At 65.4% G+C, this 21995-nt stretch carries 19 protein-coding genes; 13 read left to right on the top strand and 6 right to left on the bottom strand.

Features of this window, described 5'->3' with window-relative positions:
* Window positions 1-32 precede the first annotated feature (32 nt).
* Window positions 33-623 carry an ANTAR domain-containing response regulator gene (locus tag ACTJKX_RS20940; protein WP_367623491.1) on the bottom strand — a complete coding sequence of 197 codons (591 nt, stop codon included), beginning with the start codon at window positions 621-623 and terminating at the stop codon, window positions 33-35.
* A gap of 157 nt (window positions 624-780) precedes the next feature.
* Between ACTJKX_RS20940 and ACTJKX_RS20935 the strand changes: the two genes are divergently transcribed.
* Entirely contained in the window at window positions 781-1413 is a 633-nt protein-coding gene (locus tag ACTJKX_RS20935) for an HAD family hydrolase (protein ID WP_440726381.1), read from the top strand.
* A 310-nt stretch (window positions 1414-1723) separates the two neighbouring features.
* Here the strand turns inward: ACTJKX_RS20935 and ACTJKX_RS20930 are convergent, their stop codons facing one another.
* Genes ACTJKX_RS20930 through ACTJKX_RS20920 form a run of 3 tightly spaced genes read right to left on the bottom strand, consistent with a single transcriptional unit; the run spans window position 1724 to window position 5802 of the window.
* Complete coding sequence (locus ACTJKX_RS20930) at window positions 1724-3142, bottom strand: FGGY family carbohydrate kinase (RefSeq protein WP_440726380.1); 1419 nt, start codon at window positions 3140-3142, stop codon at window positions 1724-1726.
* A 12-nt stretch (window positions 3143-3154) separates the two neighbouring features.
* Complete coding sequence (locus tag ACTJKX_RS20925; protein ID WP_440726379.1) at window positions 3155-4429, bottom strand: NAD(P)/FAD-dependent oxidoreductase; 1275 nt, start codon at window positions 4427-4429, stop codon at window positions 3155-3157.
* Entirely contained in the window at window positions 4426-5802 is a 1377-nt protein-coding gene (locus ACTJKX_RS20920) for an NAD(P)/FAD-dependent oxidoreductase (RefSeq protein ID WP_440726378.1), read from the bottom strand. Before ACTJKX_RS20920 ends, ACTJKX_RS20925 begins: the two co-directional genes overlap by 4 nt.
* A gap of 244 nt (window positions 5803-6046) precedes the next feature.
* On the opposite strand from ACTJKX_RS20920, the gene ACTJKX_RS20915 reads away from it, so the two are divergent.
* The 8 genes from ACTJKX_RS20915 (at window position 6047) to ACTJKX_RS20880 (ending at window position 15371) form a co-directional block, all read left to right on the top strand.
* Window positions 6047-7081, top strand: coding sequence for an MsnO8 family LLM class oxidoreductase (locus ACTJKX_RS20915; RefSeq protein WP_440726377.1), 1035 nt, complete (start codon window positions 6047-6049; stop codon window positions 7079-7081).
* A gap of 55 nt (window positions 7082-7136) precedes the next feature.
* Window positions 7137-8450 carry an LLM class flavin-dependent oxidoreductase gene (locus ACTJKX_RS20910; RefSeq protein WP_394311230.1) on the top strand — a complete coding sequence of 438 codons (1314 nt, stop codon included), beginning with the start codon at window positions 7137-7139 and terminating at the stop codon, window positions 8448-8450.
* Window positions 8450-9649 (top strand): M20 aminoacylase family protein, encoded by a 1200-nt coding sequence (locus ACTJKX_RS20905; RefSeq protein ID WP_440726376.1) that lies wholly within the window; start codon window positions 8450-8452, stop codon window positions 9647-9649. Before ACTJKX_RS20910 ends, ACTJKX_RS20905 begins: the two co-directional genes overlap by 1 nt.
* A complete protein-coding gene (locus ACTJKX_RS20900) occupies window positions 9646-10254 on the top strand; it encodes a GNAT family N-acetyltransferase (RefSeq protein WP_440726375.1) in 609 nt (202 codons plus the stop codon). The genes ACTJKX_RS20905 and ACTJKX_RS20900 overlap by 4 nt, the downstream gene beginning before the upstream one ends.
* Before the next feature lie 85 nt (window positions 10255-10339).
* Complete coding sequence (locus tag ACTJKX_RS20895) at window positions 10340-12124, top strand: amino acid ABC transporter permease/ATP-binding protein (RefSeq protein WP_440726374.1); 1785 nt, start codon at window positions 10340-10342, stop codon at window positions 12122-12124.
* Window positions 12125-12208: 84 nt separating this feature from the next.
* Entirely contained in the window at window positions 12209-13144 is a 936-nt protein-coding gene (locus ACTJKX_RS20890) for an ABC transporter substrate-binding protein (protein WP_394310812.1), read from the top strand.
* Window positions 13145-13273: 129 nt separating this feature from the next.
* A complete protein-coding gene (locus tag ACTJKX_RS20885; RefSeq protein ID WP_440726373.1) occupies window positions 13274-14293 on the top strand; it encodes an LLM class flavin-dependent oxidoreductase in 1020 nt (339 codons plus the stop codon).
* Between the two features lie 46 nt (window positions 14294-14339).
* Window positions 14340-15371: a PLP-dependent cysteine synthase family protein gene (locus ACTJKX_RS20880; protein ID WP_440726372.1), complete on the top strand. Its 1032-nt coding sequence runs from the start codon at window positions 14340-14342 to the stop codon at window positions 15369-15371.
* A 181-nt stretch (window positions 15372-15552) separates the two neighbouring features.
* Here ACTJKX_RS20880 and epsC read toward each other — a convergent pair whose 3' ends face one another.
* The gene (gene epsC, locus ACTJKX_RS20875) at window positions 15553-16515 is read right to left on the bottom strand and encodes a serine O-acetyltransferase EpsC (RefSeq protein WP_311934008.1); all 963 of its coding nucleotides are present in this window, start codon (window positions 16513-16515) and stop codon (window positions 15553-15555) included.
* A 261-nt stretch (window positions 16516-16776) separates the two neighbouring features.
* On the opposite strand from epsC, the gene ACTJKX_RS20870 reads away from it, so the two are divergent.
* The 3 genes from ACTJKX_RS20870 (at window position 16777) to ACTJKX_RS20860 (ending at window position 20578) form a co-directional block, all read left to right on the top strand.
* Entirely contained in the window at window positions 16777-17232 is a 456-nt protein-coding gene (locus ACTJKX_RS20870) for a hypothetical protein (RefSeq protein WP_440726371.1), read from the top strand.
* 162 nt (window positions 17233-17394) lie between these two features.
* A complete protein-coding gene (locus ACTJKX_RS20865; RefSeq protein ID WP_068283297.1) occupies window positions 17395-18342 on the top strand; it encodes a family 2A encapsulin nanocompartment shell protein in 948 nt (315 codons plus the stop codon).
* A gap of 277 nt (window positions 18343-18619) precedes the next feature.
* The gene (locus ACTJKX_RS20860; protein WP_394310819.1) at window positions 18620-20578 is read left to right on the top strand and encodes a family 2A encapsulin nanocompartment cargo protein cysteine desulfurase; all 1959 of its coding nucleotides are present in this window, start codon (window positions 18620-18622) and stop codon (window positions 20576-20578) included.
* A gap of 234 nt (window positions 20579-20812) precedes the next feature.
* Here ACTJKX_RS20860 and ACTJKX_RS20855 read toward each other — a convergent pair whose 3' ends face one another.
* Window positions 20813-20962 carry an IS3 family transposase gene (locus tag ACTJKX_RS20855; protein WP_440726492.1) on the bottom strand — a complete coding sequence of 50 codons (150 nt, stop codon included), beginning with the start codon at window positions 20960-20962 and terminating at the stop codon, window positions 20813-20815.
* A 62-nt stretch (window positions 20963-21024) separates the two neighbouring features.
* On the opposite strand from ACTJKX_RS20855, the gene ACTJKX_RS20850 reads away from it, so the two are divergent.
* Window positions 21025-21357: a hypothetical protein gene (locus ACTJKX_RS20850; protein WP_440726370.1), complete on the top strand. Its 333-nt coding sequence runs from the start codon at window positions 21025-21027 to the stop codon at window positions 21355-21357.
* The last annotated feature ends 638 nt before the right edge of the window (window positions 21358-21995 follow it).

Below are 21995 nucleotides of genomic sequence, written 5' to 3'. Positions count from 1 at the left end.
CGCCGTCCGCGTCGTGACCGCTCATATCAGGCCTATTTGTCCAGTAGCCTGGCAGCGGTGACGAGGCTGCGCGCCACCTCGGCCACGCGCCGGCTTTCATTCATCGCCGTCTTGCGCAGCAGGGCATAGGCCTCCTCCTCGCTGATGCCCCGTCGCTTCATCAGAATGCCCTTCGCCTTGTCGATGGTCTTGCGGTCCTCGAGGGCCTGGCGCGTGCGGTCAAGCTCCTCGCGCAGGCGATGGAAGGCGTTGAAGCGGCTGATGGCCATGTCGAGGATCGGCCGGACGCGTTCCTTGCGCAGGCCATCGACCACATAGGCCGAGACGCCGGCATCGATGGCGGCCTCGGTGGCGGCCTTGTCGGACTGGTCGACGAACATCACCACCGGGCGGTGCACGCTGCGGGAGACCTGGAACATCTGCTCCAGCACGTCGCGATTGGGGTTCTCCAGATCGATGAAGATGACGTCGGGATCGGCCTCGACGACCTGTCGCAGCAGATGGCGCATCTGGGTGATGATGGTGACGCGCTGGTGCCCCGCCTCGCGCAGGCCTTCCTCGATGACGGACGCCCTCATCGCATTGTCGTCGATCAGCAGGACATGCAGGGGCGTATCGTTCATTCCGGCAATTTCGGGTGCGCGCGCCGGGAAGGCAAGGCGCGATATTAGGCAGCATGCCACGAAGACAGGCGAGAAGGGGCGTTGCATTCGCGCATAAAATTGCGTAAAAATGCATATTAACGCAAATAGACGCACAAACAGGCAAATGGAGAAAGTCGTGGCAGACCCGATCAAGGCGGTGGTGTTCGATCTCGGTGGTGTGCTGATCGACTGGAATCCTCTCTATCTCTACCGCCAGCTCCTGCCGGACGAGGAGAGCGCCCGCCGCTTCCTCGCCGAGGTCTGCACACCCGCCTGGAACGGCCAGTTCGATGCCGGCAAGCCGTTTGCCGAAGGCGTGGCCGAGCTTTCCGGGGAATTTCCCCATCATGGCGAGCTGATCTCGGCCTTTCACACGCGCTGGTCCGAGATGCTGGGCGGCGCCATCGAGGGGACGGTCGCCATCCTGGAGGAACTGCGCCGGGAGGAAGTGGCCCTGCATGCGATCTCGAACTGGTCGTCCGAAACCTTTCCGATCGCAGCCGAGCGCTATGCCTTCCTCTCCCATTTCGAGGTCCTGATCGTCTCGGGCGAGAGAAAGCTGGCCAAGCCGGATCCGGCGATTTTCGAGCTTTTCCTGCAGGAAACCGGCTTGCCGGCCCATGCCTGCGTCTTCATCGACGACAATGCTGAGAATATCGCCACCGCCTCGCGCCTTGGCTTCAAGGCGATCCGTTTCAGCGACCCGGACAGCCTGCGCCGCGATCTGGGCGAGCTGGGTTTGTTGAACAGCATGCAATCTGCCATTTGACGGGCCTTGCCGGATTGGGCTGGAAAGTCGCCACCTTGCTCACCTCTGTTGCCAAGGTCGCGTAGCCCTCACCCTTACCCCCTCCCCGCAAAACGGGGCGAGGGGGACTTCTACCGAGTATTTCGTGTCGAAACGGTCCCATCTCGCCCAACCGCCAGGCGAGATGGAGTGTTGGGGGAATCAATCACGACGCCTGTGCCCCCTCTCCCCGCCCCTTGCGGGGAGAGGGTAAGGGTGAGGGGCGGCGTGACCCAACAAAATCAAGGAAGGCACATTTAGCCAACATCTCCGGACAATGTTCCAATCGCCCTCAGCGCCAGCCCGTTGTCCGGCCGACGGCGCTGCGGAAGCGGGCACGCCATTGCTGGCGAGGGGCGTTCTTCGGCTCGTAGAGCTTGCGCTTGGCGGCAGCCACGGCTGGTATTTCCAGGCCGATGCCGAGGGCCGCGAGCTGGGCCGTGCCCAGGGCCGTGGTCTCGTCGAAATCCGACAAGGCGACGGCCTTGCCGGCGCTGTCGGCCAGGAACTGGCAGAAATAGGGGCTGCGCGACAAGCCGCCATCGATGGCGATCACGTCGCCGGTCTGCACCTCGGCCTCCATTGCCGCCAGGATGTCGCAGGTGAGCAGCGCAATGCCTTCGAGCAGGGCCTGGCGCAGGTCCGCGAAATCGGAAGCCGGCGTCAGGCCGATGATGACGGGGGCGGCGGTGCGGTCCCAATGCGGGCAGGCGAGGCCCGAAAAGGCCGGCACGAAGACGAGCCCGCGTTCGATCGCCGGCGGCTGCCGGAACTGATGGAAATCGTCGACACCGCTGGCGATGCCCGTCTTGATCGCCCATTCGATGCTCGAGCCGACATCGTAGACGCCGCCGTCGAGGGCATAGGTCGGGCGATCGCCGATATGCCAGGCCACCGTCGGCAAGAGTCCGCCGGTCAGCGAGGGCGCCTTGGGAATTGTCGAGGTGACGGCCAGGCAGAAGGCGCCGGTGCCGAAGGTGATCTTGAGGTCGCCGGCCCGACGGCAGCGATGGCCGTAGAGCGCGGCCTGCTGATCGACCAGGGACGCGGTGATCGGCCCGGTCTGCGTCCTGCCGAAGGCTGCCACGGTCTGCCGGATCGGCGGCAGGCTGTCGAGGGGCACGCCGAACAGGGCGCAGAGCTCCTCGTCCCAGGCCCCCGTCGCCAGATTCATCAGCGAGGTGCGGGACGCCGTGGTCGCATCCGTGGCGAACTCGCCCGTCAGGCGCTGCAGGAAGAAGGCATCGGTGGTGCCCAGGCGCAGCCGTCCCGCAGCGCGGGCCTTGGCGACCTCGGGCAGGTTGTCGAGCATCCAGCGGAATTTGGTGGCTGAGAAATAGGGGTCGAGCGGCAGGCCGGCCCGCTCCAGCACGGTCGCGGCCTTGCCGTCCGTCCGCAGCCCTTCGACCATGTCCGCCGTACGGCCGTCCTGCCAGACGATCACGGGGGAGAGAGGCTTGCCGGTAGTGGCATCCCAGGCCAGGCAGCTTTCCCCCTGGTTGGAAAGGCCGATCGCCGCCGCCGGACCGGCCGCTTCCAGGCAGATCCGGATATTGGCCAGCAGTTCTTCCGGATCATGCTCGACCCAGCCCGGATTGGGATGATGCTGGCCATGCCGGATCGCCTTGACGATGGCGATGGCGCCGTCTTCGCCTACCACCAGAGAGCGGGTGGAGGTGGTGCCCTGGTCGATCGCAACGATATTTGCCATCGAGAATTGCTCCTATGGCGCTTTGCTCTGGACCACCTGCAATGTCAGCTCGGTCGCTGCAGGCGGGATGGCGAGATGCGCGGTGGGAATCAGGATACGCCTTTCCGGCGCCGAGGTGATCCTCCGAGACCACAGCACGGAATCGCCGGCCGAAAGCGTGAGGGTTCCTCTCAGCCGTTCAGAGAAGCGCAGCTGGAGTTCCGGCAAGGCGCGCGGCAGATCCACGCGATCGATTTCCTTGACGTCGATTTTCTTGGAGTCGATTTCCTGGGGCACGACCAGCTTGATGCCCGCCCCGGTGCGAATGGGAATGCTGGCACGGCGCGGGGGCAGTCCGCCTTCGAGGTCGCGGGCGATGCTGCCGGCAATGCGCCGCGCCTCGGCCCAGCACCAGCCGGCGGTCTCCACGGGCCTCAGCAGGTTGCCGGCGGCGAAGATTGCGCCGTCGCGGGTTCGGCCGAAGGCATCGACGACAGGCCCGCCGCTGCCCTGGTCGATCGCCAGGCCGCCGAGGCGCGCCAGGGCCGATTCCGGCGTGAAGGCGCCGGTGAACAGCACGCCGTCGCAATCGATGCCGAGCTCTCCCGCCTGCGAGCGCGCGACCACCTCCTGCACCCGGCCCTTGCCATTGATGGCGCCGATTTCGGTGCGGTAGTGCACGGGAATGCCGAGCAGGCGCGGCAGCAGCCAGAAGGGAAAGCGGGCCGTGGGGTCGGCGTTCGCTTCGATCACCGCGGCCGGGCGGATGCCACCCGACAGGCAGGTGAGGATGGCCGACATCGCCACCAGTTCGGTGCCGACGATCACCGGCCGGCGGAAGGGCGCGAGCTTTTCCAGATGGACATAGGCCTGCAGGGCGGCCGTGTTGAGAATGCCGAGCGGGCGCTCGCCCGACACCAGCCGCGCGGCACGCGAAGCCTCGCGCGTGCCGGTGGCCAACAGGATGCGCCGCGGCCTGAACTCGCTGGGGCCATCGGGCGATACCGCCCTGACAACGCCGTCCCCGACCGAGAGCACGCTATGCCGGGTGAGGATCTCGACGCCGCGGTCCCTCGCGCGGGCCTCCAGCCGGGCCGCATAGCGCGTGCCAGAGAGGATGCGGCGGAATTCGCGCATGCCGAAGGGCGAATGGCCGCAATGGCGGGGAATACCGCCCACGACCGTATCGCGTTCGAGCAGCACGACCTTGTCGACGCCGAGTTCCCGGAGCGTCGTTGCCGCCGACAGGCCGGCGGGACCACCGCCGACGACGAGGACATCCGGCGTTATCGCCTTGGCGGCACTCATCGCGCCGCTCCGCTGTCGAGGGGCACGGTAAAACGTCCCTGGGTCAGGCTCGCCAGCCTGGCGCTGCAGTTGAAGCCCTGGCAGCGCCCCATGGCGCAACGCGTGCGTCGCTTCAGGCCGCCGAAATCGCCGGCAGCCAGCGGGCGGGACAGGGCAGTCTCGATTTCGCGCTTCGTCACCAGCTCGCAGTGGCAGATGATTTCCCCGTAACCCGGCCGGTCGTAATCGCGCGGCAGGTGCTCGGCGAGATTGGGCATCGGGGAGGCGGGGCCGGCTGCGACGGGCGCGATGCTGCCGCCTGCCTCCTGGTAGAGGCGCAGCACATGGCGGGCTATGCCGAGCGAGGCGGACAAGCCGGTCGAGCGGATGCCGCCGACGCTGATCCAGTTGCGCTCGGCATAGGCATCGATGCGATAGTCCTTCTTCTCCGTGGCCGGCCGCAGCCCGGCATAGCAGGCGGTCACCGGCATGCCGGCCAGGGCCGGCAGGATCTCGATGCCCCGGCGAATCAGGGCTTCGAGCGCGTCGTGGTCGACATCGGCCCGGTCGCGGTCCTGCTGTTCCTCGGCGGTGGGGCCGACGAGCAGGTTGCCGAAGACGGTGCGCGTGACCACCACCCCCTTGGTGCGTTCATTGGGCACCGGCAGGATGATGGCCGCAGCCAGCCTGTAGGCCGCCTTGTCGAACACCACGAACTGGCCCTTGCGCGGACGGATCTCGAAGGCGCACTGGCCGAGAAGCGCCTTGTCGATTTCGTCGCCATGGTTGCCGGCGCAATTGATCACGCTGCGAGCCTCGACGGGCCCGGCCGTGGTTTCCAGGCGCCATATCCGGCCATCGAACTGGCCGCCGATGACACGGGTGCCGCGCAGGACGGTGGCGCCATGAGCCATGGCCTGCTCGACATAGGCGAGGAAAGGGCTCCAGGGGTCGATCAGAGCCTCGTCCGGCACGAAGAGGGCGGCGCGCGCCGCCTCCGATAGCCCCGGTTCCCTGGCGCGCAGTTCTGCCTGGCCAATCAGCGCGACATTGTCGATGCCGTTTTCCAGGGCCTTGGCGCGGATGCCCGCCAGGCCGGCTTCCTCGGCCTCGTTCCAGGCGACGACGAGCGCGCTGCTGCGCAGGAGCGGCAGCCCCAAAGCCTGGTGGATCTCGAGATATTCGGCGTAGCCGGCGCGGATGCAGGCAAGTTCCAGGCTGCCGGGCGGAGCGTCGAAGCCCGTATGCAGGATGGCGCTGTTGGCCTTGCTGGCACCGGAGAGGATGTCGCCGCCGGCCTCGATCAGGGTGACGGCGAGCCCTTCCAGCGCAAAGCGCCGGGCGATCGCGCATCCCACGACCCCCGCGCCGATGATGGCGACATCGCTGACCATTGTGCCGTCTTCCCCCCGGGCCGCTCCAGGCGCGAGCCTGTTGCGCCATCTGAGCAAATTCGTGGCTGCTTCGCTACTGGCTGAGGAAGGGTCCTGCTTCATATCGAGTGGGTATCCGCCGCTCGTCCTTCACATTATTCGATCATCATGGAAGATTCATATTTAATATATAGAAATAGTAGTCTAATGTTCTTGTCTCCCATCTGGCGGCACCGTCCGTGCCGCGGCGAAGACGAGACCAGGCATGACGCGCTACAGGCTGAGTTTGCTCGACAAGAGCCCCCTTGCTCCCGGCGACGAGGCCCCGGACGCGCTTGGGCGCACCATAGCCCTGGCCCAGGCGGCGGAGCGGCTGGGTTATCACCGCTTCTGGGTTGCCGAACATCACAATGCTCCGGAGCTTGCCAGTTCCGCTCCGGAGGTGCTGATCGCCTTCCTGCTCGCCAACACGGCCCGGATCCGTATCGGCTCGGGCGGGGTGATGCTCCAGCATTACAGCGCTTACAAGGTGGCCGAGGTCTTCAATCTGCTGGCCTCGCTGGCGCCGGGGCGGGTCGATCTCGGCATCGGCAAGGCGCCCGGCGGGCTGCCGCTGGCAACGCGCGCGTTGCAGGGAGCCCATGATCCGGCCCGCAAGCCGGGCTTTGCCGAGCAACTCGACGATCTTGGTCGCTTCCTGGATGGGCCGGTTGCGGCGGGCGAGACGCTGGCCGGGTTGAGCGCCACCCCGCGGCCACCCACGGCGCCCGAGCGTTTCCTGCTGGGGGCGAGCGTGGAAAGCGCCGAGCTCGCGGCCGCCAAGGGCTGGCAATTCGTGTTCGCCCGCCACCTCAATGGCGACGATGCCCTGCTCGCCGATGCCGTTGCGGCCTATCGTGGCCAGGCCGGACAACCGCCTTTGGTGGCGGTGGCCGCCATCGTTGCAGACAGTGCCGCCGAGGCGGCACGGCAGGCAGCGGGCCTGCAACTGTTCAAGGTGCATGTCCCGGGTGCGCAGAGCGTCACCGTCGGCAGCGAGGCACAGGCCGAAGATTATGCCCGCCAGGCGGGCGCCAGCGATTTCCGTATCGAGCGCAAAACACCCAGCGTTCTCGCCGGTACGGCCGGAGATGTAGTGGCCGCACTCGATCGCCTGCATGAGCGCCACGGCATCGAGGAGTTCATCGTCGAGCCTGCCGTGAAGGGCGATGCGAGGCTCACTCTGGTGGAGCGCCTGGCTGAGGCCCGTAACTCCGCCATCTCGCAGCACGCCGCCTTGCGCCAAGCCATTCCCGCCTGACCATCACGCATTTGAGGAGAGAGATTTGAGCAGGAAACGCATTCCCTTCGGTGTGATGCTGCAAGGCCCGGGCGGCCATATGAATGCCTGGAAGCATCCGAGCGTGCCGGCCGATGCCAGCATCAATTTCGAGCACTATGTCCGTGCTGCGCGCCAGGCCGAAAAGGCCGGTATCGCCTTCGTCTTCATTGCCGATGGCCTTTATATCAACGAGGTCTCCATTCCGCATTTCCTCAGCCGGTTCGAGCCGATCGCCTTGCTGTCGGCCCTGGCCGCCTCGACCGCCAGCATCGGCCTGGTCGGTACGCTCTCGACCTCCTATTCGGATCCATTCACCGTGGCGCGGCAGTTCGGCTCGATCGACGTGATCAGCGGCGGTCGCGCCGGCTGGAATGCGGTGACCTCGCCACTGGAAGGTTCGGCCCGCAACTACAACCGCGACAAGCATCCCGAACATGCCCTGCGCTACGAGATTGCCGGCGAGCATATCGAGGTGGTCAAGGGGCTGTGGGACAGCTGGGACGACGATGCCTTCCCGCGCGATCGCGAGACCGGCCGCTATGCCGACTTCACCAAGATGCACCGGCTCGACTTCAAGGGCCGCTTCCATGCCGCCGAAGGACCGCTCAATCTCGGCCGCTCGCCGCAGGGCCAGCCGGTGCTGTTTCAGGCCGGCGCCTCCGACGATGGCATCAAGCTCGCCGGCCGCCACGCGGATGCGGTGTTCGCCGGCTCCGAATCCTTCGAGCAGAATCGGGAGCTCTCGCGCAAGCTCAAGCAGAGTGCGCAGGCGCATGGCCGCCAGCCCGATCACCTCAAGATATTCCCCGGCGTTGCGCCCGTCGTGGGCTCGACCGAGGAGGAGGCGGAGCGCAAATATCAGGAGATCCGTGCCCTCGTGACCGATCACGAGGCGCTGCTTTATCTCGGGCGCTTCTTCGATCATCACGACTTCACCGCCTATCCGCTCGACGATCCCTTCCCGGACCTCGGCGACATCGGCGCCAATAATTTCAGGGCCCATACCGACCGCATCAAGCGCGTGGCGCGCGAGAAGAAGCTGACCCTGCGCGAGGTCGCCCTCAACGAAGCGACCCCGCGCTCGCGCTTCATCGGCACGCCCGAAGCCGTTGCCGACGAACTGGGCCGCTGGGTCGAGGGTGGGGCGGCCGACGGTTTCGTGCTCGGCTTCCACGTGCTCAATGCCGGCCTCGACGATTTCGAGGCGCAGGTCCTGCCGATCCTGGAGGCACGCGGCCAGCATCGCCCTGCCCAGTTCGGCACCACGCTCAGGGACCATCTCGGCCTGCCCTATCGCGAAAGCCGCTATGCCGTGCCGAGCGCCCGAACCGGCGAGGAGGCGGCCTAATGACGGCGCAGTTTCCCCCGCCTTCTGCCGCCGGAGCCGAAATCGCATTGCAAGGCGACGAGTTCATCGCCCTGCGCCGCAAGCTGCATACCGAGCCCGAGCTTGCCTACAAGGAAGAAAAGACCAGTGCTCTCGTCGCTGGCTATCTGGAAGGCTGGGGCTATGAGGTGGCGCGCAATATCGGCGGCACCGGGGTTGTCGGCACGCTCAGAAGCGGCGAGGGCGGGCGAACCGTCGGCATCCGGGCCGACATGGACGCCCTGCCGATCACCGAGGCCACGGGCCTGCCTTATGCCAGCACGGTGCCGGGCGTGATGCATGCCTGTGGGCATGACGGGCATACCTCGATCCTGCTGGCGGCGGCCAAGCACCTGGCCGAGACGCGTGCCTTTTCCGGCACGCTGAGGGTAATCTTCCAGCCGGCCGAGGAGAATGGCGGCGGTGCCCGCTCGATGATCAAGGACGGATTGTTCGAGCGCTTTCCTGTCGATGCCGTGTTCGGGCTGCACAATTGGCCGGGCGTGCCCGCCGGCGAGTTCGGTTTCCTCACCGGACCGGCCATGGCTTCGGTGGACCTCGCCATCATCCGCATCATCGGCAAGGGCGGCCATGGCGCCAAGCCCCAGCAGGCGATCGATCCGGTGGTGGCTTCGGCTTCGCTGGTGCTGGCGCTGCAGACGGTGGTCTCGCGCAATGTCGATCCGCTGGAGGCGGCGGTCGTCACCGTCGGCTCGATCCATGGTGGCATCGCACCCAACGTCATCCCCGACAGCGTCGAGCTGCAACTGACCATCCGCACCTTCGACGATGCGGTCCGCGAGAATGTGCGCCAACGCATCATCGAGCTGGCGCAGAGCCACGCCGCCTCCTTTGGCGCGCGCGCCGAGGTCCATTATCCGCGTGGCTATCCCGTGCTGGTCAACCATGCGGACGAGACCGCGTTCGCCCGCCAGGTGGCCACCCGACATTTCGGGGAGGACCGCATCCGCCGGGGCTTCCGGCCGATCACCGCGAGCGAGGACTTTGCCTTCATGCTCAAGGAGCGGCCGGGCAGCTACCTCTTCATCGGCAATGGCGACAGCGCCGACCTGCACAACCCCCAATATGACTTCAACGATGCCATTCTCGTGGATGCGGCGCGCTACTGGGTCGCGCTGGTCCAGGATTATCTTTCGGATAATAGTGAGCCGGCAAAATGACAGATGTCTTCTTCTATACGACTCCGCTCGACGAACAGGCGCGTCCCCTGATCGAGGCGCTTACCTTCGAATATCAGTCGCGCTACGGCAATTATTGGGGTGAACCGGGTTCGGCAGAAATGAGCCGCTATCCCGCCGAGCTCTTCGCACCGCCCCATGGCAATTTCGTACTCCTGTTGCGCGACGGCGTGGCCATCGCAGGAGGCGCCTTCAAGCGCTATGACGAACGCACGGCGGAATTCAAGCGGGTATGGACCCATGTCGACCTGCGCCGCCAGGGCCTGGCCCGCAAGGTGCTGGCCGAGCTCGAGGCGCAGGCCGCCCGTCAGGGCTATAGCCGCATCTATCTCACCACCGGCTTCCGCCAGCCGGAAGCCGCAGGTCTCTATCTCTCCACCGGCTATACCGCCCTGTTCGACGTCACCAAGGATCCCGAGACCTACGGCTCGCTGCCCTTCGAGAAGAACATCGCGCCTCTCGCCGTCGAACCGCTTGTGACAAGCGAAGGGCCGCCGGCAGGCGACAGACTGGTCGCACTCAGCGCTGTCCGCGCCGCCCGCCAGGCTGCCCCGGACCAAGGCCAGGCTGGGCGCAAGGCGGGCTGACAGGCCGGTTTTCACCGACCTTCTTTCGTCATTAATTCTATTATTTCTATGAACTAACTGAATATGAGCAGGAAGGAAACGCAGCATGGCCTCCACCACGGATTTCGACGGCTTACTCGCGGGCCCGCAATCAGGCAGTGCCCCCGATTATTCCCGCTATCGCGTGGTGCCGGCCCGGCATCCCTGGCGCGCCGTCGGCACGGTGGTGGCCGTGCTCATCCTTGGCATCACCCTGCATTCGATCCTGACCAATCCGAAATGGGGCTGGGCCGTCTTCGCGCAGTACTTCGTCTCCGAGCCGGTTCTGGTCGGGCTCGCCCGCACCGTATTGCTCACCGTGCTCGCCTCCATCTTCGGCTTCCTGCTCGGCGGCACGCTCGCCTTCGCACGGGTCTCGAAATCGCCCCTGCTCGCCGGGATTTCCTGGGGCTATATCTGGCTGCTGCGCTCGGTGCCCCTGATCGTGCTGCTGCTGATCCTCAACAATCTCGGCTATCTCTACACCACGCTGGACATCGGCATTCCCTTCACCGGCATCCTGTTCGCCCAGTACAATCTGGTGGAAGTGCTTAGCCCCTTCGCAGTAGCGCTGATCGGCCTCAGCTTGAACCAGGCCGCCTTCTCGGCCGAGATCATCCGGGGCGGCATCCTCTCGGTCGACCAGGGCCAGCACGAGGCCGCCGCCGCTCTCGGCCTGTCGCGCCGCCGCCATGCCCTCGGCATCGTGCTGCCCCAGGCAATGCGCGCCATCCTGCCGAGCGGTTTCAACGAGATCATCGGCCTGGCCAAGTCGACCTCCATGGTCTACGTGCTGGCGCTGCCGGAACTGTTCTACACCGTACAGGTGATCTACCGGCGCAATCTGGAAGTCATTCCCCTCCTGATGGTGGCGACGGTCTGGTACCTCATCATCATGAGCGTGCTCTCGCTCATTCAGCTGAGGATCGAGCGTCACTATGCCAGGGGCGCCCTGCGGACCGCCCCCGCCTCGCTGCTGGAACGCATCACGGGTCGAGGGGATAGCCGGCAAAATAAATTGATGCCTGCGGTGCAGCCACCTGCACCGGCGGCGCGCAGGCCCTTGGTTTCGGCGCTGCGCCCGGCCAGGCAGGAGGGCTTGATCGAGATCCATGGCCTGTCCAAGCGCTACGGCAGCCATACCGTCCTGGACAATGTCAATCTCACCGTGCGGCCCGGCGAGGTCACGGCCATTCTCGGCCCCTCCGGCGCCGGCAAGTCGACGCTGCTGCGTGCGATCAATCATCTCGAACGTGCGAGCGAGGGATTCATCGCCATCGATGGCGAGCTGATCGGCTATGAGCGCCGCGGCAACGTGCTCTATGAGCTGAAGGAAGGCGCGATCCGCCGCCGCCGTGCTTCGATCGGCATGGTGTTCCAGAACTTCAACCTGTTTCCGCATCTCACCGTGCTCGAGAATATCATCGAGGCGCCGGTCTCGGTGCAGAAGGTGCCGCGTGGCGAGGCCCTCGAACAGGCCCGCGACCTCCTCAGCCGTATCGGTCTTTCCGACAAGGCGAACGCCTATCCCCGCCAGCTGTCGGGCGGCCAGCAGCAGCGCGTCGCCATTGCCAGGGCGCTGGCGCTCAAGCCCAAGGTCATCCTGTTCGACGAGCCGACCTCCGCCCTCGATCCCGAACTTGTCGGCGAGGTGCTCGAAGTGATCAAGGAACTCGCCACCTCCGGCACCACCATGGTGATCGTCACCCACGAAGTCGGCTTCGCCCGCGAAGTGGCCGATACCGTGGTGTTTATGGAGAACGGCCGCGTCCTCGAATCCGGCCCGCCTGCCCAGCTTTTCAATGCACCCGCCCATTCCCGCCTCGGCGAATTCCTCGCCAAGGTCCTGTGACGCCCGACGTTTCTTCGACCTCTATGCCGGCGCGTGGAGAGCCGCCGGCGCGACCCTTCCTCCCACGCCCGATCAGGAGATCCCATGACAATCCGTCCCGCCTCCATCGCCGCCGGTGCCCTCGCGGCCGCGCTGGCCTTCGGCCTCAGCCTTGCCGCCTTCGCCGCCGAGTTCGACCTCAGCCCGGAACAGCCCGGCCGCCTGCGTGCCGACAAGAACGAAGAGGCGATCAAGGCGATTGCCAAGGACGCCAAATTTGCGCGGGACGGCAAGTTCGTGGTGGCGGTCAATCCCGGCCTGCCGCCGATCGCGACCTATGCCACCGATTCCAAGACGCCGGTCGGCTTCGATCCCGATCTCTCCCAGCTGGTGGCCGACAGCCTCGGCAAGGAGCTGGTGCTGGAAACGGTGGCCTGGGCGGATTGGCCGCTCGGCCTGTCCTCGGGCAAGTATGATGCGGTGATCACCAACGTTACCGTGACCGAGGAGCGCAAGGAGAAATTCGATTTCTCCACCTATCGGCGCGACGTTCTCGGTCTCTATGTCAAGTCGGACAGCCCGATCACTTCGGTGAAGGAGCCCAAGGATATCGCCGGCCTCAAGGTGATCACCGACCCCGGCACCAACCAGGAGAAGATCCTGCTGGCCTGGGACAAGCAGAACCAGGCTGCCGGCCTCAAGCCGGTCGAGGTGCAGTATTACGACGACGATGCGGTGAAGACGCTGGCGCTGCAGTCCGGCCGTGCCGACATCACCTTCAGCGTGAACGCCACCCAGGCCTTCCAATCGGCGCAGACGGGCAAGACCAAGCTGGTCGGCACGCTTTCGGGCGGCTGGCCGCTCACGGCCGACATTGCCGTCACCACCCGTAAGGGCGGCGGCCTTGCCGATGCCATCACGATCGCCGTCAACGGCCTGATCAAGGACGGCAAATACGCCAAGACGCTCGCCCGCTGGAACCTGAGCGCCGAGGCGATCGAGAAAGCCGAGACCAATCCCCAGGGCCTGCCGAAGAGCTGAAGCCGGGAGCGACGATACAACATGGATCCGTAAGGCTCTGTCATGGCCGGCTGAGCCCCTTCCCTTCGCCACGCTCAGCCGGGGACGACGGCTCCTTTTTCGAACGAATCCCAGCCAAGAAGATTGCCCATGCCTTCTCCTCTCGTCAGCCATGTCGGCTTCCTCTCGCCGGGCAGCTATCCGGACGATGATCCGGCGGGCGGGCTGGAGCGTACGCTGCGCTTGTTCGAACTCGGCGAGAGCCTGGGCTTCGACAGCGCCTGGGTGCGCCAGCGCCATCTCGAACCGGGCATATCCGCTGCTGCGGTGTTCCTGGCGGCGGCGAGCCAGCGCACCCGCCATATCCAGCTCGGCACCGCGGTGATTCCGATCGGCTATGAGAGCCCCTACCGCCTGGCCGAGGACCTGGCCACCGTCGACGTGCTCTCGTGCGGCCGGCTCAATGTCGGCCTCAGCGCCGGCACGCCGCCGCATGCCGAATTGCTGGCGCCACTGGTCTTCGACGGCGACTGGCGCTCCAACGATTTCTCCCATGCCAGGGTACAGCGGCTGGCGGACAATCTGCGGGGGCACTATCTCGGCGCCCCCGACAGCCTGATCGACATTCCCGGCGGTCGCATCCGGCCCCGCCTGCAGCCCTATGCCAAGGGATTGGTCGAGCGGCTGTGGTATGGCGGCGGCTCGCTGCGCTCGGTCGAATGGGCCGGCCGCAACGGTTTCAACCTCCTGATGGGCAATGTCACCACGGGCGAGGGCACCGACGATTTCTTCGAGGCGCAGACGCGCCAGCTCGAGACCTATCGCGCGGCATCGGCCCGACCTCGCATTGCCCTCGGCCGCGTCATCGTGCCCACAGACAGCGCCGATGGAACGACGCGGCGGCGCTATGCCGGCTATGCCGCCAGCCGGCATGCCCGCACGCTTGCGCCCAACGGCCCCCGGCGCACGCTCTATGCTGCCGATCTCGTCGGCCCCTCCGACCAGATCCTGGAGCGCCTCGCCGCCGATCCGGTGCTCGCCAGCGTGGGGGAGTTCCGGCTGGAGCTGCCCTATGCCTTCGCCCAGCACGATTACGAGCAGATTCTCACCGATTTCATCCAGCGCATCGCGCCCGAACTTGGCTGGGCGCGAACAGCGATCGCGGCATGACGACGAGATCCACCAAGACAGCCCCTCAAGACAGCCGAGGCCTGACATGAATTCCGGTACTCTCCGCGCTGCCGTGGCCAAGCCCGGCCACATCCACGACAATCTCACCGACCTGATCGGCAATACGCCGCTGCTCGAGCTGCACAATTATGCCCGCAACCGCAATCTGTTCGGGCGGATCGTCGCCAAGATCGAGTTCTTCAATCCGGCCGGCAGCATCAAGGACCGCGCCGCCTGGGCCATCATCGCCGAGGCCGAGGCGGCTGGCCGCCTGAAGCGCGGCGACCTCATCGTCGACGTGACCAGCGGCAATACCGGCATCGGGCTTGCCGCCGTGGCCGCCTCGCGCGGCTACCGGGCCAAGTTCTACGTCAGCGACAATATCAGCCAGGACAAGGTCAAGCTGCTGCGCCTCTACGGTGCCGAGGTCGTCACGGTGAACAACGCCTTCTTCCTCGACCCCGAGGCGATCGACAAGATCACGCAGCGCATCCGGGAAGAAAATCCCGCGGCCTTCTTCGCCGACCAGCTCGCCAATCCCGCCAACCCGCGTGCCCATTTCGAAACGACGGGCCCCGAGATCTGGCGCGACACCGCGGGCAGCGTCGACATTCTCGTCGGCGGGGTCGGCACCGGCGGCACCACGGCCGGCGCCGGGCGCTTCCTCAAGTCGAAGAAACCGGGCCTGAAGGTGGTGATCGCCGAGCCGGGCGAAGGATCGATCCCGACGGAGGACAATCCCTATCCCGACGAGATCGACGGGGTGCACAAGGTGAGCGAGGTGCCACCGGAGCAATTGCCGAAGAATGTCGATACCGGGATCGCCGACGAGATCATCGCGCTGAGCACCGCGCAGGCCCGGCGGACGGCGCTCGAGCTGGTGGCGGAAGAAGGCATCTTTGCCGGCACCTCTTCGGGCGCCGTGCTGTGGGCCGCCACCCAATTGGCGGCGCGGGCCGAGAACGCCGGCAAGGTCATCGTCGCCATTCTGCCCGATACGGGCGAGCGCTATCTAGGCTCGACCTGGTGGCCGCTCGAGACGGCGCCGGGAGTCCGGGGGGCGGGCGCGGCCTGGTAGTGGCAATGTATGATTGGTCTGCGCGTATCGACATCAGCTCGACCCTCGTCATTGCCGGGCTTTGACCCGGCAATCCAGCCGATCTTTCAATATCGCGGATGGCGAAACTCTGGATGCCCGGGTCAAGCCCCGGGCATGACAAAGGTCTGCGCTGGTGCGAGCGCGTCAGCGATGGCCCGCCTCAATCGACCTGCCCGTTGCTGCGGGCATGGGCCTGGGTGATCTGGCTGCCCGGCGGTACGCTGCGGGTCAGCCAGACATTGCCGCCGATCGCCGAGCCCCGGCCGATGGTGATGCGGCCGAGCACGGTGGCGCCGGCATAGATGACGACGTCATCCTCGACGATCGGATGGCGGGGGCTGCCCTTGACGAGCACCCCGTTCTCATCGGTGGGAAAATGGCGGGCGCCCAGCGTCACGGCCTGGTAGAGGCGCACGCGCTCGCCGATCACGGTGGTCTCGCCGATGACCACGCCGGTGCCGTGGTCGATGAAGAAACTGCCGCCGATCTCGGCGCCGGGATGGATGTCGATGCCGGTCTTCGAATGGGCGATGTCGGAGATCAGCCGGGCGAGGAAGGTCGCGCCCAGGCCGTGCAGGGCATGCGCGAGACGATGATAGATGATTGCCGTCATGCCGGGATAGCCGAGCAGGATTTCGGGAAAGTTGGTGGCCGCGGGATCGCCGCGGAAGGCGGCGGTGAGGTCGCTGACCAAGACGCCGCGAATGGAAGGCAGCTGGCTGGCGAAATCGCCGGTGATGGCCAGGGCCTGTTCATGCAGGCTGGCTTCCGGCGGGACCTCCTCACGGGTGAAGGCGAGGCTGCGGCGCACCTGTTCCGTCAACAGGATCAGGGCATTGTCGAGCGTCGAGCCTACGAAATAGTCGATATTGCCGGCACCGATCTCCGACTGGCCGTAGTGGCTGGGAAAGAGGGCGGCCGTCAGCCCATCGAGAATGGTCGTGACCGTCTCGCGCGAGGGCGTGCGGCGGATGCGGCCCTGGTGGCGGATATTGTGGGTGATCTCGCGCGAGAGCCGGAGCTGCGCCACCAGGGCATCGAGGTTCCAGCCGGGCGCCACCGGGTTCGGCGTCCCTCCGGCGTCTTCCTGCAAGGCGATGGCATGCTGCAGGGTCTCGGTCATGGCATGGCCCTTCGTGACGTCGCTGTTGCGCCGGCCTCAGAGGCGACGCCGATGCGGTCCGAATGTTGTAAATTTTATTTTCTACTATTTCTATAGACAAATTATAAATTTCGATCGAAGCTGGATCCCACACCACATCCGCATCACGGAACCGACCATGACATCTGGCCTTGCCTCACTGCTCTCCCCGGATCGTTCCCGTCTCGGCGCGGGGTGGACAAGCCCGATGGCGGCCAAGGCCTGAGCCGCGTGAGGCCGGGCGTGTCGGGTCCGCGCGAAGCAGGGAGTGCCGTCGAGGCGGGGCGCGCGAGCACCGTGATGAAGGCGCGCTTTTGCCCGCGCACCGCCCATCTGCGTCGGTTGATTGCGCAAGGCCGTATCGTCGCCGCCAAGCAGCAGGCGGGAGCCTGGTTGCGGGAAGCCTATGCCTCGCCGCAATTCCTGACCCTGATCGCCGAACTGCTCGATCCGGCCAAGCCCGATCGCAACCGGCGCCGGCCGGCGCCGGCGCAATGGCTCGATATCGGCGAGGCCTTCGAGGCTCTGCGCGAGGACGGCTTTACCCAGGACCAGACGATCCTGGTGCTCTCCGACCGCTTTCATCGGTCCGTCGGTCTCATCGAAAAGGCGCTCGCCTTCTATCGGGAGGCTCAACACACGCCCGGTCCGGCGCCGGTACCAAGGCAACCGCCCCTCAAAATCTCGGCGCGGAAATAGCCGCATGCCCGCCGGCTCGGCCTATTTCACACAAGGTATACGGGATTTGAGGAAGCCACGCGGCATGTCGGTTGTTAGGGCATTTGTCCGGGGCTTCGGCGCGCCGGATATACGTCGAATCAGGACTTCTTTCCGCAGCACGAACCAGACAAGGAGCACCGTATGGCCGACGAACCCGCCGTCCGCCGGACATTGAACGAGGCGGCGGCAAGGCAGCTTGCCAACGCCACCAAGACCAGGGCCCAGTGGTCCGGCATCACGCCGCGCTGGCTAGTTTCCTTCCTGCCCTGGACACCGGTGGAAGCCGGCATCTATCGCCTCAACCGGGTCAAGGAAGACCAGGGCGACATCAGCGCCGAGGTCGAGTGCTCTCCCCGCCGCGACCAGGATCCGGACCTGCCGGAGACCTTCGTCGACTATGAGGAGGCGCCGCGCGAATATTCGCTCAATGCCGTCACCACGGTGCTCGACGTGCAGACCCGCGTCTCCGATCTCTACTCCCATCCCTATGACCAGATCCAGGAACAGCTCAGGCTCCTGATCGAGAAGGTGAAGGAAAAGCAGGAGAACGAACTGGTCAACAACAAGGAATACGGCCTCCTGCCCAATGCGCAGGCCGGCCAGCGCATCAAGACCCGGACCGGCGCGCCCACGCCCGACGACCTGGACGAACTGATCACCAAGGTCTGGAAGGAGCCCTCCTTCTTTCTGGCTCACCCGCGCGCCATCGCCGCCTTCGGCCGCGAATGCACCCGCCGTGGCGTGCCGCCGCCAACGGTCACCCTGTTCGGCACGCCCTTCCTGACCTGGCGCGGCCTGCCGCTGGTGCCGAGCGACAAGCTCGAGGTCGACGCCAAGGGCAAGAGCAACATCCTGCTGCTGCGCACCGGCGAGAAGAAGCAGGGCGTCATCGGTCTGTTCCAGCCGGGTGTTCCCGGCGAGGTACAGCCCAGCCTGTCGGTGCGCTTCATGGGCATCAACCGCAAGGCCATCGCCTCCTACCTGATCTCGCTCTACTGCTCCTCGGCCATCCTTACCCATGATGCCCTGGCCGTGCTGGAAGGTGTCGAGGTCGGCAAGTACCACGACTATCCCGACAAATATGTCTGAGTGGGGTTGATCCGACAGGGCGCGCCGCCCCTCGCCCTTACCCTCTCCCCGCAAGTGCGGGGCGAGGGGGCGCCGAGTGTGGCGTCAACTAGGCGAGGCGCTGAGCGTGCTGGAGAAGATGCGACGTCACCATCTCCCTCGCCCCGCACTGCGGGGAGAGGGTAAGGGTGAGGGGCGACTCTGACCTTGTAGAAGAGCGCTGCTGATCCGATTCCCACCGTATGCCATGATGATCCCCGGTACCGTCCGGCGGACGTCTCCAAGGAGCTCCCGCTCGATGACGACAGGCATTTCCTCTCCCCCGTCCTGGCCGGATCCGGCGGTGCTGGCCGATCTTGCCAACGCCCTGTTCCAGGCGCCGCCCAGCCAGGGCACCGTGCCGCTGGCGCCGACCGTGCCGGCCGTCCCCCCGAGCCCGACCCTGGCGCCGGCGCCCTCCATCACCACCAGCGTCGCCCCTCAGGCGCCGGCCCGGCCCCCCGTCGGCCCGCCCGATCTGCCGCCGGTGACCATACCTTCGATCGTGCCAACGCCGAGCATCCCGATCGCGCCCGCCACCGCGCCGCAGCCTTTGTCGGGCGCCTCGGCCATTCCCTCGGACGTGCCGCAGCCCGGCGGCTCGGCCGGCCCCTTCGTGCCTGCCGTGCCCACCCAGATCGATTTTTCGGTATTGCCCGCCGGTATCGCTGAATTCCTCTCGCTGCTGCGCCCGGATGCGGCGGCCTCGGCGCCCCTGCAGGCGCCGTCCACGGCTTCCATCCCCGGCTCGATCGCCCAGCCGTCCCAGGATGGCTATTATTTCCTGCGCGACGGCCAGTCCCTGGCGCCTGCGCAGCTGCCTGCTTCGCCTGTTGCCGCTCCGCCCTCCGTTCCTCCCGTGCCGCAGAGCCCGCCGTCCGTTCCCGCCCAGGCTGCCTTGCCCGCCGTGCCGGCCGCCTCGCGCCTGCCCGATTTCAGTGCGGTTACCTTGGAATTGCGTCCCGACGCGGTGCCGGATCTCGCTCCGTCAGGCCGTCCCTTCGATGCGAACGCGGTCAAGCGGGACTTCCCGATCCTGCAGACGCAGGTGCATGGCAAGCCTTTGATCTGGCTCGACAATGCGGCAACCACTCAGAAGCCGCAGGCGGTGATCGATCGCCTCAGCCATTTCTACGAGCATGAGAACTCCAACATCCATCGCGCGGCCCATGCGCTGGCGGCGCGGGCCACCGATGCCTATGAGGGCGCGCGCGAGAAGGTACGGCGCTTCCTCAATGCCGGTTCGACGCGCGACATCATCTTCGTGCGCGGCACCACCGAGGGCATCAACCTGATCGCGCAGGCCTTCGGCCGCCGCCATGTCGGGGAAGGTGACGAGATCCTGGTTACCTGGTTGGAGCATCATGCCAATATCGTGCCCTGGCAGATGCTGGCCGCCGAGAAGGGCGCCAAATTGCGTGTCGCGCCGGTCGACGACACCGGCCAAATCATTCTTGAGGAATATGAGAAGCTCATCAATCCGCGCACGCGCATCGTCTCGATCACGCAGGTCTCCAACGCGCTCGGCACGGTAACGCCGGCCCGGGAGATGGTGGCCATCGCCAAGCGCCATGGCGCCACGGTGATTGTCGACGGTGCACAGTCGGTCTCGCATATGCGCACCGACGTGCAGGCGCTCGATGCCGACTTCTTCGTGTTCTCCGGCCACAAGGTATTCGGTCCGACCGGCATCGGCGTGGTGCATGGCAAGCCCGACGTGCTCGCCCATCTGCCGCCCTGGCAGGGCGGCGGCAACATGATCGCCGACGTCACCTTCGAGAAGACGATCTATCACGGGCCGCCCGAGCGCTTCGAGGCCGGCACCGGCAACATCGCCGACGCCGTCGGGCTCGGCGCGGCGCTCGACTATGTCGAGACAATCGGCATGGATGTGATCGGTCGCTATGAGCATGAACTGCTGGTCTACGCCACCGAGCACATGCTCACCGTGCCCGGCCTCAAGCTGATCGGCACCGCCAGGGACAAGGCGAGCGTGCTCTCCTTCGTGCTCGACGGCTGCCGGACCCAGGATGTCGGCGTGGCGCTCGACCGCGAGGGCATCGCGGTGCGCGCCGGCCATCATTGCGCCCAGCCGATCCTGCGCCGCTTCGGCCTGGAAAGCACGGTGCGGCCGTCACTGGCCTTCTACAATACGTATGAGGATGTCGACGCGCTGGTAACGGCGCTGAGAAGGATCCAGAGCGGGCGGGGTTGGTGATCTTCGGAGCGCGGACTTCCAGTCCGCTCTCCGAAGCCTATTTGCCCAGCCAGATAGGGCCCGACGGATTGTCGATGGCAGACAATATGTGAAGTCGGCAACCCACACTATGTCGGGGCGATCGGGGATCAGATTGCGATAGAGGTTCGGGTAGATTGGAGAATCGTGATTACTGTCGGTTGTGCGCGCATAGCGCCTGCGCGGCTTGATGCCCAAACCTGCCGCCCTCATCACTCAGGCTACGCACTTATGGTTGACCAGACGGCTGCGGCGGCAAAGCTCGTGGGTCACCCGCCGATAGCCGTAGCAGGGCAGTTCGTCCTGGATGTCCTCAATGAGGGTGACAAGTTCTGTGTCGTTCTGGCCGTGGCGCGATAGTAGAATGAATTCCTCGGCAGATCGATCACTTCACACACCCGTCTGACAGAGCAGCCCGAGGGCCGGTGATGATGAAGGATCTCTCGCTGTCGCCGGCGATCGGCTGGCGCGGCGTTTTTTTTGGCAAGGCCCAGTTCCATGGTGAGTTGGCCCACCTTGCGCTTAAGTGCGGCGATCCGCGCCTCGTATCAGCGACGACGCTGGCCTCGGCTTCCTCGTCATTCAGTTCGCCCCGGCCGAGCCACGCAGCCGTCGCACCGCACGCCGTGGGCACGCCGACATTCCAGTCGAGCAAGATAATCATCGCCTGCGGGACTGGGGGTCGGAGGTTCAAATCCTCTCGCTCCACCAAAGTGAATTCGTCGACCTACAATGAGCCGGACATTCTCAACCCAATCTAGCATGGGTGCCGCGATTCTTGCATCGGGGGCCGAGTTCGAGTTGCATCGATCGTGAGGAATGGCAGCTGGTCTGCAAGAAATTAGTAAAGCTACAAAACAATTAACGAGCGCGCCGCCACGAAGCGTGCCAAGAAAGAGCTGAGATCAGACGATCAGAGCACCAATACCCGAAAGCCCATCGATGACACCCGCCAGCAATACGGATCGTATCTTCCAATCTCTAGAGAAGTTGATTTGCGCCTTCTTTGAGGGACACGACGTCTCTCCCCTACAACAAAGCGCCTTCCTGATGCAGATCGCAAAGGCTGCGGCGCCGACGGAGCCCAAGAATAATATCAGGCCATCGCGTGTAAAAATTATCAGCGAGGACGACATTAAGCGAATGTGGGCAGTCCACGCGAGAATATTGCCACGAAAAAAGAGAAAAGTGCAGGCAGGAAAGCTGTAGACGTTAGCTATAGGCATTTCATAGAGACACTCTATACTGTACGATCCGTAAGCGTAGTGGATCGAAATCGTCGGATTCAGATGGCTTCGATCCGCAGCCGCTAGAGCATGTCCTGCGATCGATGAATCGATTGTGATGTGACAGGTGGCTTGTGAGCTGATTCAACATCTGCCTTGTGGGAGAGGTTGAT

The organism is Labrys sp. 22185, from assembly GCF_052045555.1.
Taxonomy (GTDB): domain Bacteria; phylum Pseudomonadota; class Alphaproteobacteria; order Rhizobiales; family Labraceae; genus Labrys; species Labrys neptuniae.
The sequence above is the reverse complement of the archived record's forward strand: the minus strand, read 5'-3'. Positions and strand labels throughout refer to the sequence as shown.